The organism is uncultured Flavobacterium sp., from assembly GCF_963975005.1.
In the GTDB taxonomy this organism is placed as follows: domain Bacteria; phylum Bacteroidota; class Bacteroidia; order Flavobacteriales; family Flavobacteriaceae; genus Flavobacterium.
In genome coordinates this window covers 1-13,357 of record NZ_CAXBFR010000075.1, presented here as the reverse complement: position 1 = coordinate 13,357, position 13,357 = coordinate 1, and the positions used below count along the sequence as shown (strand labels likewise).

13 protein-coding genes, 1 other RNA gene and 1 pseudogene are annotated in these 13,357 nt (G+C 27.8%); 5 read left to right on the top strand and 10 right to left on the bottom strand.

Going from position 1 to position 13,357, the window contains the following annotated elements:
- Both AACZ53_RS09815 and AACZ53_RS09810 read right to left on the bottom strand, forming a co-directional pair.
- Window positions 1–207: hypothetical protein (locus AACZ53_RS09815; RefSeq protein ID WP_339837717.1), on the bottom strand; the 207-nt coding region annotated here is incomplete at its 3' end.
- Window positions 208–268: 61 nt separating this feature from the next.
- The gene (locus AACZ53_RS09810) at window positions 269–1,471 is read right to left on the bottom strand and encodes an NAD(P)-dependent oxidoreductase (RefSeq protein WP_339837714.1); all 1,203 of its coding nucleotides are present in this window, start codon (window positions 1,469–1,471) and stop codon (window positions 269–271) included.
- A 189-nt stretch (window positions 1,472–1,660) separates the two neighbouring features.
- Between AACZ53_RS09810 and ssrA the strand changes: the two genes are divergently transcribed.
- Window positions 1,661–2,058: a transfer-messenger RNA gene (gene ssrA, locus AACZ53_RS09805) on the top strand.
- A gap of 287 nt (window positions 2,059–2,345) precedes the next feature.
- On the opposite strand, the gene AACZ53_RS09800 is transcribed toward ssrA, so the two are convergent.
- From AACZ53_RS09800 to AACZ53_RS09785, 4 genes are all read right to left on the bottom strand, one after another.
- The gene (locus AACZ53_RS09800) at window positions 2,346–3,056 is read right to left on the bottom strand and encodes a LamG domain-containing protein (protein ID WP_339837712.1); all 711 of its coding nucleotides are present in this window, start codon (window positions 3,054–3,056) and stop codon (window positions 2,346–2,348) included.
- Window positions 3,057–3,520: 464 nt separating this feature from the next.
- Window positions 3,521–5,497 (bottom strand): ATP-binding protein, encoded by a 1,977-nt coding sequence (locus tag AACZ53_RS09795; RefSeq protein WP_339837710.1) that lies wholly within the window; start codon window positions 5,495–5,497, stop codon window positions 3,521–3,523.
- 101 nt (window positions 5,498–5,598) lie between these two features.
- Entirely contained in the window at window positions 5,599–5,808 is a 210-nt protein-coding gene (locus tag AACZ53_RS09790; protein ID WP_339837707.1) for a hypothetical protein, read from the bottom strand.
- 270 nt (window positions 5,809–6,078) lie between these two features.
- A complete protein-coding gene (locus AACZ53_RS09785) occupies window positions 6,079–6,774 on the bottom strand; it encodes a LytTR family transcriptional regulator DNA-binding domain-containing protein (RefSeq protein WP_339837704.1) in 696 nt (231 codons plus the stop codon).
- Window positions 6,775–7,139: 365 nt separating this feature from the next.
- Between AACZ53_RS09785 and AACZ53_RS09780 the strand changes: the two genes are divergently transcribed.
- The 3 genes from AACZ53_RS09780 to AACZ53_RS09770 all read left to right on the top strand — a co-directional run bounded on the left by AACZ53_RS09780 (window position 7,140) and on the right by AACZ53_RS09770 (window position 9,715).
- Complete coding sequence (locus AACZ53_RS09780) at window positions 7,140–8,033, top strand: phospholipase A (RefSeq protein ID WP_339837701.1); 894 nt, start codon at window positions 7,140–7,142, stop codon at window positions 8,031–8,033.
- Window positions 8,034–8,440: 407 nt separating this feature from the next.
- Complete coding sequence (locus AACZ53_RS09775) at window positions 8,441–9,142, top strand: DUF4339 domain-containing protein (protein ID WP_339837698.1); 702 nt, start codon at window positions 8,441–8,443, stop codon at window positions 9,140–9,142.
- A gap of 114 nt (window positions 9,143–9,256) precedes the next feature.
- Window positions 9,257–9,715: an RNA methyltransferase gene (locus tag AACZ53_RS09770; protein WP_339837696.1), complete on the top strand. Its 459-nt coding sequence runs from the start codon at window positions 9,257–9,259 to the stop codon at window positions 9,713–9,715.
- A gap of 31 nt (window positions 9,716–9,746) precedes the next feature.
- Here the strand turns inward: AACZ53_RS09770 and AACZ53_RS09765 are convergent, their stop codons facing one another.
- The 3 genes from AACZ53_RS09765 to trxA are packed head-to-tail and all read right to left on the bottom strand — an operon-like array spanning window position 9,747 to window position 10,702.
- On the bottom strand, window positions 9,747–9,959 hold the full coding sequence (locus AACZ53_RS09765) for a DUF2892 domain-containing protein (RefSeq protein WP_339837693.1): 213 nt from the start codon (window positions 9,957–9,959) through the stop codon (window positions 9,747–9,749).
- 18 nt (window positions 9,960–9,977) lie between these two features.
- Window positions 9,978–10,364: a rhodanese-like domain-containing protein gene (locus AACZ53_RS09760; protein ID WP_339837690.1), complete on the bottom strand. Its 387-nt coding sequence runs from the start codon at window positions 10,362–10,364 to the stop codon at window positions 9,978–9,980.
- Between the two features lie 35 nt (window positions 10,365–10,399).
- A complete protein-coding gene (gene trxA / locus AACZ53_RS09755) occupies window positions 10,400–10,702 on the bottom strand; it encodes a thioredoxin (RefSeq protein ID WP_339837687.1) in 303 nt (100 codons plus the stop codon).
- A gap of 134 nt (window positions 10,703–10,836) precedes the next feature.
- Between trxA and hemN the strand changes: the two genes are divergently transcribed.
- Window positions 10,837–12,201: an oxygen-independent coproporphyrinogen III oxidase gene (gene hemN, locus AACZ53_RS09750; RefSeq protein WP_339837685.1), complete on the top strand. Its 1,365-nt coding sequence runs from the start codon at window positions 10,837–10,839 to the stop codon at window positions 12,199–12,201.
- A 160-nt stretch (window positions 12,202–12,361) separates the two neighbouring features.
- On the opposite strand, the pseudogene AACZ53_RS09745 reads toward hemN, so the two are convergent.
- Window positions 12,362–13,063: pseudogene (locus tag AACZ53_RS09745) on the bottom strand (sulfite exporter TauE/SafE family protein).
- Window positions 13,064–13,357: the final 294 nt, after the last annotated feature.

Here is a 13,357-nt window from a genome sequence, read left to right as displayed (position 1 = left end):
AGTACTAGCTATTATTTCATTTTTTATTAACAATTCATTGATTTTTGCTCTGTCTTTATCTAATAAAAAATAAAGAAATTCATTTGTTAAATCATTATTGTAATATGAAATATTGTTTTCAATCAATAAATATTGAAACAGAATTTTATCTTTAAATAAAATATTTAGTTTAAAATGCTCTTGAAATTTTATTTCTATATTATTCATTTTAAATCTGATTTATTTTTTTCTTATCTAAAACTGCCAACTAAAAACTGAACACTGAACACTATTTCCCGTCAACATAATCCTGCAAATATGCAAAACGTTCTGTTAATTTTCCGTTTTCTGTTACTTTAGCTCTTGCTAAAACGCCATCTTTATCTTCATTAAAAAATGCTGGAATAACTCTTTCTAAAAACACTTCCCCGAAACCTTCACTGGCATCTTTTGGTAATTCACATGGCAAATTATCGACAGCCATAACTACAACAGCTGAAGGATGTGTGAAAGGTACTTCTTTATCTTCACTTGCTAAATATCCGTATAAAGGTTCTGCAATAGTACTTGCTCTAATTGTACAAGCCACTGGTCCGTCTATATCACATGAAATATCTGCTACCACTTTGAGTTTACATTTTGGAGATTTCAGCATTTCTTTATTTAAAATCACTGGTGCACCATTTCCGTAAAAATGTCCAGCCATGAAAATATCTGACACATTGGCAAATTTTTCAAAATCAGATTCGTATTCGGATGGATGTTCATAAAAATCGTGTTTTTCTAAAACTTGTCCATCTTTTCTTTTGTTATAATCTAAGACATCAATAAAGGTATAAACAGGAACATCGTATTTTCTATTTAGATAATCTTCTACCGAAACTTGTTTCATCTTCATGGCATCCAACATTTCTTTGGCCCCATGAGCTACTTTTCCGCTTCCTGTTAAGACAATTTTTATATTTGGTAATTGATTTCTTTTTAAGCGTTCAATCAATGTTTTTTGATCAGGTAAGGTTTCTGCTTTAGCTAAATTGAACAATTCGTATTTCATTCCGAAAGCTCTAATTCCGTTATAAGCACCTACAATTCCGGCATAACGACCAAAACCAATTAAACGATGATTTTTTTCATTTACTATGGTTTCATGATCATATAATTCGATGTTTTTCTCTAAAATAGCTAAAAGCAAACTACGATTATAAGGCTGTTTTTTTATAGTATGTGAAAAGAAAAAATATTTTTTATCCACAATTAAAGCATCTAAAGGAACTTCCTTAACTCCAATTAACACATCACAATCAGTCATATCAGATACAACTTCAAAACCTTTTTCTTTATATTGTTCATCCGTAAATATTCTTACATCAGAAGATTCAACTTTAATTTCAGCCTGAGGAAATTCATTTTTAAAAGCTTCTAATCTAAATGGAGAAAATACCACTCTTCTATCAGGTGGATTTTTACGTTCTTTTATGATTCCGAATTTCATTTTATACAGGATTTTGTTCAACTACTTTTGAGGTAAACTTATTATTAATTTTAAGACTACAAATATAGCTTTTGAATAACTAGTAACAAAAGATTTTTTAATTGATAAAATAATAGTAATTTTGGCATAAGTTTTAGTACTTATGTTAACAGAATTTACTGCCAACTGAGCACTGAATACTAAATAAAAGGGGTCGACTGGTTTTGACAGCGAGTGGAATTAACTAGTAAGCACGTCGAGCATTGTATGTTTTGCTCGTAAATCCAAACGTATAACACTTTACACGGCGAAAATAATTACGCTTTGGCTGCATAATCTGAATTATAGTAAGATAATGCCTCGCTCCTACTAGGTAGGAAAGCCGGATTCTCCTTAAAAGCCTTGGTTTATGGCGTTTAGCTCAGGAGAACCGTAAAAGTAAACCTAGAAACGGTAATACTTTAAATCCGTTTTGAATTAGTAAAGTTAAGCAGAGAGTGGTTGTTTTTAACCTAGCTTTTTGTCGAAAATCTAATTAAAAACTAAGCGCGTAGAAAGCTTTTTGATTGCTTGTTTGGACGAGAGTTCGATTCTCTCCGACTCCACTAAAAAACCGTAATTACTTTAAAAATAAGTTATTACGGTTTTTTTTATTATCTTTTTACCCAACAATATATTTATATACAATTAGAATTACAGATTACCCCACCAAAAAAACAACTTTGAAGTACTACTTTAGTCCTACTTTGTACCTAATATCTACGAAGTGTCTATGGAATATCTATAGCGTTTGTTCAGTCCTAAAAAACTATATATAAGCTTTTGAAAACATATACAGTCTTTTATTTCTTGATTCTCTTAAATAAATATTTTGTTAAATTATACAACTGGAGAATTATAAACCGTATCTTAATTTAAAATTATTGAAATTTTGAACAACTTCTAATGCAGTTAATGCACGATTATGCACTTGAAAATTCCCAATAGAACCATTCCACATATAATTAGAATTATTTCCACCAATATACAATGTTGTATTTAAAGATGCGTTTTTGTAAGTTGCTGTACCAAATAAAATACCATCGTAATACAATTTAGTTGTATTAGAAACTGCATCATTTACTAACACATAATTATGCCAATTTCCATCTGAGGCTGTTGATGGAATGCTGCCAAAAGAATTATTTGAGCTATCCCAGGTATTCCAACTTAATTTCCCACTGCTGAAAAACAAATCAGGACATGCACCATTATACCCTGCATTAAAAAGCATATTATTAGAATTGGTGTTAGTTGATTTTGCCCAAGCGGGAAACGTACAAGATGCAGTTTTTGTTAGTGGTGCATTTATATAGGTATTACTTCCGTTAAATACTAGGTTTCCTCCTTTAGAACTGTTATAGGTTGGGTTATTTATTAAAGTACCATGATTAACATTGCCACTTATATCTGACCAGATTGTACCAGATGCTGGGTAACTTGACATATTACCTGCATCTAAATGCAGGACTAATCCTAATGAAACAATATCTCCCGAAACATCATATTCTTTCTTTCCGTATTTATCAAGTCCAAAAGCGCCACCAATATTTCCATTTGTATCCACATAATTTGTGTCGGTACTTGAAATACCTCCATATTTTGAAACTAAATCTTTCCCTAAAACTATTAGTAAGGTTGAGATAGCATTTCCTTCTTAGTTTGCATCGGCTGCTAGTGTTGCAGTTATGTTTGCAGTTCCTATGGCTCATCATTATTAGATAGTTTTTGGAATGAAAAATCTAGTGAGCCTGCTTTAAATATTAAATAAGAAGATGGAATGTTAGATGTTGAATTAGCAGCATCAAGTCTCTCAAAAAAAAAGCTTTTGATGTAACTATTGAAAATGGATATCTTACTATTTCTGCTGAAAAAGAAGAAAATTATACAGAACAAAAATTTAGTTATAATTACTTCTCAAAATCGTTAAAATTACTTGAAAGCGTAAAAAAGTATAAATTGCATAATCTCACTGATTTATTAAGTAGTTGTAATAATTAAATTAAGTAAAAAGCACTATAAACCTTTGTTTTATTTCTTTTTTTTAATTTTTGGTATTTCAATAAAAACTTTTGTCCCTTTTCCTTGGCTACTTTTTATTTCAATTTTACCTTTTATTGTATTTATACGCTGCTTTATATTTTTCATTCCAATACCATCAGTTATTTTTGAGGTATCAAATCCAATCCCATCATCGATTACAGAAACAATAAGTGAATTTTTAGTTGTTGTTAGTTCAATAATACAATTTTCAGCTTTAGCATATTTGTTAACATTTGAGCAAAACTCTTGTAATATTCTATAAATATTAATTTTAATGACAGAACTATAATTATCCCATTTTATTAAGGGTTCTATAATACATGAATAAATTGTTGGAGAAATTTCATCTATAGTTTCAATAAGTTTATTCAATAAATATCTATAATCAATTTGATCAAAATCTGTTTCATGATTTAAGTCGTGTGACAAGTCTCTTATCTCTCGTTCAATTTTTTGAAGTTCGGTTATGTGTAATAATCGTTTTTCTTTCATAGCCTCATCATCAGAACTATTTAAAAACCCAAGATTTAATCTAACACTATAAATATCATTCATAACACCATCGTGCAATTCTTTTGCAATTCTGTTTTGAACATTTTCTTTGATTTTAACCAATTGAATTTGATTATCTTTTACTAATTCATATAATTCATTATCAGCAGCTTTTCTTAATTCTAAAAACTCAATTTCTCTTTTTTGTGCTTTTCTATGTCTAATTCCTAGAATAATTAAAAAAATAATTATTAAAAAAGATCCACTTAAAAGAAGGTTAAAATTTCGTTTAATTAATTGTTCATTAGCACTTTCCAACTTATTGGTTTCATATTCAATTCGAGCAAATTTATTACTACTTGCTCTTTGTTGTCTAATAATACTATCACTAACCTTTATATATTCATTTTTGTAATAAGCACTATTTGATAAATCTATCTTTGATAAAAAATTTAATGATTTAAGAATTTCATTCCCACTATTAAAACGCTTAGATAACATCAAAGCTTCATCAAAATATTCTTTAGCCTTTAATGAATCTTTCAGAATTAGACGAAATTCTCCATAATAAAGAATTTTATAAAGGTAACCTTTATCATTTTTGTCATTTGTATTTAAAAAAAGAGCTTCTTCAAATAATTTATTTGCTTCATTAAGATCTCCATTTTTCATTTTAGAATATGCCAAATTTCCAATAACAAGATTGTATAGATTTGGCCAATTTACTTTTAACTCTTTGGTTTTAATTTTACTTAATTCAGATATTGATTTTTTATACTCTCCTTTTTTATCATATATATTACATAAGTTAATAACATTTAAAACATAGTAATCATATATTGATTCAATGTCGTTTTTATAGTCTGCTCTTAAGTCATAATAAGCTTCTTCTGCTAAGCGAAAATAATATAAAGCTTTATCATATTCTTCTAATTCGTTATGTATAGAACCTTGAAGTGAATAACATGAATATTTTAACTTGTAATTTGCAGAATTGCTTAAGTTTTGTAATGCTTTTATAACTTCCAGTTCACTTTCTGCATAATTTCCTTCATAAAAAAGCAAATAGGATTTGTTAAAATAGACTTTAGCTAATTTTCCTTTATTATCAAGTAATCTAAAAAATTTCTCCGATTCTTTATAATAATAATAAGCGCTATCTTTTTTGGTAAATTCATAACAATCGCCCATGTAATATAAAGCTCTACCCATTCCGATTGAATCCGATAGTTTTTGTGAAATGTTATAAGCCTTTTTACTTAGGTTAAAAGATTTTTTATTGTCTTTTAAATAATAGTATTCAGATGAAATCTTAAAAGCTAAATTTTTGGTAACCGTGTCATTTGGCATTTCATCAATTTTTTTTGAAATTGAATCTAAATAAAAAGCCTTGTCTTCCTGAGAAGACAAAGCATATTTTTCTGAACCTAAAAATGCAATTAGATTATTATTTTTTTTTCTTTTTTTGAACAAGAAATAAAAGTGACAAGTAATAAAATTAAAAGATATAAATTTCTATTTTTCAATTCTTCTTTTTATCAAATATATAAAATCTAATTGAAAATATAAATAAATTAGTCCTTATCTTTTTTGATATATGGTTCTCCTTCTACAGTCGTAGTACTTGAGTCTCCAAGAGAATCACCTTCTCTTGCAAAAATAGATTCGTCAATATTTTGATTTACTTTTAAGTTTTGAGTTGATTCAATAGAATCAGTTTCAGCAGTACATGAAACTATGAATAATCCTGATGCAATAGCTGCCAATGTTAAAAATTTTTTCATAATAGGTAAATTTAGAATTGTGTTTTGGGGTTTACATTCAAATTTTTAATCAGACACATTGCTTATTTATAAAGATAGGGAAATTTTTATAATAAAAAGTAAAGAATTCCCTTTCTTTACTTACTAATTTGCATCAAATTTTAATTGTTTTGAACAGAGCAAATTTATCTATCCTTTTATGATTACAAGAAAAAAACGAAGGCTAGTTAGTAAGTCGCACTGTGGTTTAAGTAAGTTACCTATAATTTAATGTAACTGACAAAATTGAAATTAACCAATTCTTCTGATAATTGTCTCAATATTATCCTTATAGGTTCTAGAAAATGGAAGTTTGTATTCATTATTAAACAAATAACAATCAGATTTACTAGTATTTATCCTACTCACATAATTAATATTGACTACATAACTGTTATGAATTCTAAAAAAATAAAAAGGCAATTGACTCTGAAAAAACTTTAATGTTTTGAATCCTGAAATTACTTTTCCATTTTTCAAATAGAAATCTGTAGTGTTATTATCAGCCATTAAATAAACAATATCTTCAAAAGGAATAAAATAATAATCGCTATTGGTTTTTATGCATAAGTTTTCTTGAGCTGATTTTTTAGAAAACATTGCATATTTCATAAATGCTTTTCTAATTTCAAATATGGTTAATGGCAATAAGATATAATCCATTACGCCATATTTTATAGCTTTATAAGCATTTTTATCTTCTTCATTTATGGCAATTATATAAGGTAAATCCTCAATATATCGTTGAAGCTCTAGGATAAAATGAAGAGGAATATCATCTGTAAAATGAAAAAAGATAAGCTCAGGTTTTTTTTCAATTATAGCATTTAATGCACTTTCGAAATCATAATAAACTCCTACACAAACAAAATCAGTAAATTGCTGAAAATCAGTCATATGATTTTCAACTGATTTTATTGAATCAATAATGATATAGGAATTGAGCACTAGTTAATTAATTTTATACAAAATTAATCTCCTTGAATGGTTATCCAATACGGTTTACACGTAAAACACTTACGGTTTCTACCTTAATCCTTGAAATAAATAAGGCTTAGAACGTTAATTATTGAATTCTGATTAAATGTAAAAATTGACTTAGGTCGTAATTATCTTAAAGCATGTATTAAAATAAAAGAATTACCTAATTATATTAATTTGATACTAAGTACAATTGAAAAATTAAAACAAAATTAAGTTCAACTCTTTAGCCAGAAAAAACATTGATAATGAACTTGTTGAACTTGAAAAAAACATACTTTAATATAGTTTATTTTACTTAATTTAGCTGTTCAAATAATAAACGCAAACTAATGCTAAGAATTTCTAAATTCTATTTAATTTTACTACTTTTTCTATACAATTCTCAAAATTTATTATCTCAAAGCATTTTAGACAATTTAATAATTAAAAAAACACTTTCTCAAGATTGGGAATTAGATAGTATTGACAAAAAAGGGACATTTAAATTAGTTTCATATCGACCAATATACGTTACTGCGGGTAGATGGACAAGTAAGCCAAATTCGAAACCTTTTAGCGAAAATCCTGATTATTCAGCTACCGAAATTGATGATTATAATAAGTTTGAGGCTAAATTTCAACTAAGTTTCAAAACAAAAATTATACAATCTGCTTTTTTTGGTTTAGGAGATATATGGGTAGCTTATACTCAAAAAGCCCATTGGCAAGTTTATAATAAAAAATTTTCAAGAGCCTTTAGAGAGCTAAATTATGAACCAGAAGTAATCTTTAACTTCCCTTTGAAAACAAAACTTTTTACAGGAAACATCAGAAATGTTGGTTTTTCATTAAATCATCAATCAAATGGTAAAGATTTACCCAATTCGAGAAGTTGGAATAGAATTATTTTCAATATCGGATATGAAAGTGACGATTGGATTGTAAATTTCAAACCCTGGATTCGTATAAAAGATGAAGATGATGAAAATCCAGAAATTACAAAATACATAGGTGATTCTGAAGTTTATGTAGGATATCATTATTTAAAACATGAATTTTATGCTATTGCAACTCATCCTTTAACATCGCTAAAAAGAGGAGGAATTCAATTAAATTACGTTTTTCCTATCAGAGGACATATTAGAGGACATGCACAATTTTTTCATGGGTATGGTGAAACTTTATTGGATTATAATCACAGGCAAACTACATTAGGCGTTGGGATATCTTTTGCTAATTGGTAAAATTAAAAGATTTTCATATTTTTAAATTTAATTTATTTATACAATGAAATTTTTTTTATACTACTATTCATTCATTCTACTACTTTAGTTTATGCTCAAACCGCTTCTGTTCATAGTTTACATTACTATGAAGGCAAAAAAGTTACGGTTACTACCAAAGTACAAGGTATATTTGTATCCAATAAAACCAAGAAAACAACGTTTATTAATTTTGGGAATGCTTATTCTAAGGAAAAGTTTGTTGTAGCACTATTTAAAAAACTTAGTAAATTTAAGTTATGATTTACAAACACTTTTAAAAAAATAAAAAAGTTTGCATAACGGGCATTGTTAAAGTGTATTAAGGAAAACCAGAAATTATTGCAACCAAAGAAAAACAAATCGTAATTCAGTAAAAATAAAACAAAATGAAATTATATTATTTACATGAAAACAATGTAAATGTTGGTCCATTTAATATTGAAGAATTAAAAGCAAAGAAAATAACATCATTTACTCCAATTTGGTGTGAGGGTTTTGATACTTGGAAAACTGCTGGAGAAATTGAAGAATTGAAACCCATTTTAAATGAATTGCCTTCTCCAACACGAATGACTAATATTGAAGAAAAACCAAAAGATAATTTTCTTGGATTTAATAAAAAAGGCATAATCTTAGTCTTAGTGGGGTTATCGGTTATTCTGTTTACCTTAATTATTATGAATTATCAATCCAATAAAATAATTAATATTGAGAAAGCCAATAAAGAAACTCAAAAAGAAAATTACCTAAAAAAAATTAAAAGTCAAAAACTAAAGCTAGAAGAACAATCTGAGATTCTAACTAAAAAAGGACAAGCCGAAAAAGATCGTTTTAATAAATCGATAATACAAGCAGATGAAAACACTTATAAAGAAATTTTAAGTGCTATTTCCAATAGTTATAAAGCCTTAGAAGATGCAAAAGAGGATTTAGAAAAAGCCAAAGGATATAGAATTTTTCGTTCAGCTAAAAAAAAGGAACAACAAATTAATGATGCTGTATACGAAATTGAAATTTGGCATCGTAAAATTGAACTCTTAAAATTAGAAAAACGTGAAGTTGAAATTCGTTTAAATCAAAGTAAATAAAATTTTAAAAATCAGTAATATCTTAATTTTCAATAAGCCTCTTTTACTATTAAAATGGTAAAAAAACTTAACTAAAATAGTGACTCTTTATATTTGACATTGTATTTTTGCCAAATGAATGATAATTTCACAAATGAATTCTTCGGAATAGGAATACAAAATGGAAAAACTCCAGAAAATCTTGGTGTTTTGTGGCGTTCTGCTCAAAATTTAGGAGCAAGTTTTATTTTTACAATAGGAAATAGATATGCCAAACAAGCGAGTGATACTCACAATGCAGTTATGGCTATGCCTTATTTTCATTATGAAAATTTTGAGGAGTTTTTCAAAAACTTACCTAAAGGTGCTCGTTTAGTTGGAGTAGAATTAGATGAAAAAGCTGAAGATTTAGAAACATTTCACCATCCTAGACGTTGTGTATATCTTTTAGGTGCAGAAGATAATGGTCTTACAAAAGCTGCCATTGAAAAATGTCATTCTTTAGTAAAATTCAAATCAGAGATGAGTTTAAATGTCGCTGTTGCCGGAAGCATTGTACTCTACGATAGAGGAATTAATAAACCAAGATCATAAAAAAACCGAAACTTTCATTTCGGTTTGTATTTTATTTTTTGTTTTTAACTTTACAAGTAGAATAACCAAATAATGAATATAACGGACAAAATTGTATTGATGAAGTAACAACCATTATTAATCCAACAGCTAAAGCTATCCACATAAGTGTTCCTTCAACTACATTTCCAATAACTAGAATTAATGCAATAATTCCTATCATAATTCTTAGAAATCTATCACCATTTCCTACATTTTTTTTCATAGCCTTTTAGTTTTTTAGTTAATTTTCAATAGGCTTACTTGCTGCACTCCAGCCAATCATTCCGCCATCTAAATCATAAACTTGTTTAAATCCATTATCTCTTAAAATAGCTGCTGCTTTAGCACTTCTTCCTCCAGATTTACAATAAACCATAACCGGTTTTTCTTTGTCCAAAGATGCAATTTTAGCTTCAAAATCGTCAGAAGTAACATCCATATTTACTGCATTGACAATATGCCCATCAGAAAATTCTTCTGTAGTTCTTACATCTATTATTTGGCTAGTTGATTCTTTCATTTGTTCTTCAAACTTATTAGAATCTACTAAATTAACACCTTCTTGTTGTTTTACACATGAACAAGCCATTATTAATAAAACACTTAAACTTAAAAATATATTTTTCATCCTTTTAATTTTTTATAAAAATACTAAAAATTTATTTAATTTTTATGTTGATTAATAATTTCTACTAATTGATTTTTGCTTAAAACGCCAGATTGTCTCCAAAGCATCTTTCCTTCTTTAAAAAGCATAAAGGTCGGAACTCCTCTCACCATAAACTCAGCAGCTAAATCTTGATGTTGATCAACATTAATTTTAATAATCTTAACATCGTCTTTTACAGCTTTTTTTGTTTCTTGCAAAACAGGAGACATCATTTTACATGGTCCACACCAATCAGCATAAAAATCAACTAGTACTAACTGACTTTGGTTTATTATTTCATTAAATTTTGCGTTCATAATCTTATTTGTTTAAAACAAATTTACAAATTTAAGTATCCAAAATATGTAATAAATGTTACAAATCTCAAATATGATAATTATCATTTTTAATTTGAAAAAGCTACACTATTTTTGAGTAAATTAAAATAGTCATGTTGCAAACACTTGTACAAAAATATAATGTTCCTGGTCCAAGATACACAAGTTATCCAACTGTACCTTATTGGGAAGAAGATTTATTTTCGGTTGAGAAATGGGAAGCTTCATCTAAAAAATCATTTGATGAATCTAATGCAACAGAAGGTATTAGTTTATATATTCATTTGCCTTTTTGTGAAAGTTTGTGTACTTTTTGTGGTTGCAATAAACGAATTACAAAACGACATGAAGTAGAACATCCTTACATCGATGCCGTTTTAAAAGAATGGAAATTATATTGTGACTTATTTTCCAAAAAACCAATCATAAAAGAAATTCATTTAGGTGGCGGAACTCCAACTTTCTTTTCTACTCAAAATTTAGAACGCCTAATAAACGGAATTTTTGAGAAAGCAGAAAAAGCACCTCAACATGAATTTAGTTTTGAAGGACATCCAAATAATACAACACGATTACATTTACAAACTTTATATAATTTAGGTTTTAGAAGAGTTAGTTTTGGAGTTCAAGATTATGCAGAAAAAGTTCAAGAAGCCATTCATAGAATTCAGCCTTTTCACAACGTAGCTAAAGTAACTTTTTGGGCAAAAGAAATTGGATATACTTCTATTGGTCATGACTTAATTTTTGGATTACCTTTTCAGACTTTGGAAGATGTTTTGGATACAATTGATAAAACTAAATCCTTACAACCAGACAGATTAGCTTTTTATAGTTATGCTCATGTGCCTTGGATAAAGGGAAATGGACAACGTGGTTTTAAAGATGAAGATTTACCAAAAGATGACGAAAAGCGTGAATTATATGAAAAGGGTAAAATACAGTTAGCTAAAAATAACTACATCGAAATTGGTATGGATCATTTTTCATTGAAAGAAGATACTATGACTAAATCGTATGAAGAAGGAAAATTACATCGTAATTTTATGGGTTATACATCTTCTAAAACACAATTAATGATTGGTTTAGGAGTTTCATCAATTAGTGATAGTTGGTACGCTTTTGCTCAAAATGAAAAAACATTAGAAGATTATTATGCTCGTTTAGATAAAAATGAATTACCTGTTTTTAGAGGTCATTTATTAACGGATGAAGATTTAATAATTAGAAAACATATCTTGAATTTAATGTGTCAATTTTCGACTTCTTGGGAAAATGATGCTATGAAATTTAGCGAAATAAACGATGTTTTACAAAATCTGCAGGAAATGAAAGAAGATGGTTTATTGGCTATAGTAGGAAATTCAATACTAATTACTGAAAAAGGAAAACCATTTGTGAGAAATATTTGCATGGCTTTTGATTTAAGGTTGATTCGAAAAGCACCACAAACACATTTGTTTTCAATGACTATTTAGATTTTCAGTTATTTGGAACACAGATTTGAAAAATTAGAAGAATCTGTGAAATTAAACGTAAAAAAGCAAAGTTTGAAAAGATTTTATGTTTAAGAAAATTATCAAGTATAAATTAATCGCAAACCCTTTTAACCTTATAAACTACAAACTCATAACCTTCTTAATGACAATTAGCTTCTGGTTGTACAAACAAGCTCATATTACTTGGAGAAAGATATGGAATATCTAAACCTAAACCTCTAACGATAAATAGCATTCCGATTAAAATTGTTAGAATTGGAATAGCTTTTTGAATAGCGTTTCTTGTTTTTGGTGTGATGAAATTAGCAATATAAACTACAGCACTCATCATAGGAATAGTTCCTAAACCAAACAAAAACATATAGAATGTTCCTACTGATACACTTTGCATTGCAATTGCGCCAAATAAAGCTACATAAACCATTCCGCAAGGCAAATAACCATTAAGTAACCCAATTGTAAAAAGAGATTTATAACTCTTGTTCTTAAATTGTTTTCCTAAACTTGATTTAACATGTGAAATAATTTTATAAACAGGTCTAGAAAAATTATAACGGGCAAAAACTTTTTCTGGAACAAGGGCAACTAAAATCATTAATAGTCCAACTATAATAGAAAGTTGTTGTACAATACCAGAAATAGATGAAGAGAGTCAACCTAATCCAAATAGAAATCCAAGACTAGAATAAGCTGTTAATCTTCCTAATTGATAAGTTAGAATTTGAGTTGTTTTTTTGGTTGGGTTGTTTCTATCCACAGGTAACATCATAGCAATTGGACCACACATTCCTATGCAGTGAAAACTACTAATTAATCCTAATATGATAGCTGAATAAATCATAAGATTTTGACTGATTTGTAAATGTTTAATTTATCATTTTTAAGTTAAAAAGTGTGTTTTAGATTAAGGATTAACATAAATACTAATAACCAATAAACTAATTAAGAATCACCGTTTATCTAAAAGCACACTTTTTTTTTAAAAATTCCAGATTTCAAGTTTGAAATTCTAATAATAAATTGTTTCTTTATTTAAATAGTTTGACTCATTATAGGTCCAATCTACAGAAATGTCCCAAAGACCGCCAACCAAATTACTATTAGGTATGAGCAAATTTGAAGAAGATAATGAAAT